The sequence below is a fragment of the Desulfothermus okinawensis JCM 13304 genome (genome assembly GCF_054654515.1).
The window spans coordinates 1-504 of record NZ_BAAIEW010000078.1 but is presented as its reverse complement, the minus strand read 5'-3'; the positions used below and the strand labels follow the sequence as shown (position 1 = coordinate 504).

Here is a 504-nt window from a genome sequence, read left to right as displayed (position 1 = left end):
CGTCAGATAGGACAATTGAAGGTAGAGCTGGACTGGCTTAAAAAAAAATCTGAGATACTCACCAAGTGAGAAGTGAAGGATGATAGAGCCAATGAATACAGAGATACCGATATACAGGCAGTGTGAGTTACTGGGGCTGTCCAGGTCTACGTACTATTACGAGCCAGCAGGAGAGAGTGAATACAATCTGGGACTAATGAAACTAATAGATGAACAATGACACGAAGGCACCGTTTTATGGGAGTAGGCGAATGACGGCATGGCTGAGACATCAGGGATACAAGGTAAATCGCAAACGGGTACAGAGGCTGATGAGGTTGATGGGAATAGAGGCTATATATCCAAAGAAGAGGCTGATCATGTGTGGAGCACGGACATAACCTATATAAGGATGAGCAGAGGGTTTTTGTACCTTGTAGCAATAATAGATTGGTATAGTCGGTATGTACTGTCCTGGGAGCTATCAAACACATTTTGTCTTGAGGCACTACAGAAGGCACTAAA

Annotated in this window: 1 pseudogene; it reads left to right on the top strand. The window is 43.8% G+C overall.

From position 1 onward, the window contains the following. Positions 1 to 504: pseudogene (locus tag ACYQ0O_RS13100) on the top strand (IS3 family transposase); the annotation flags it as partial.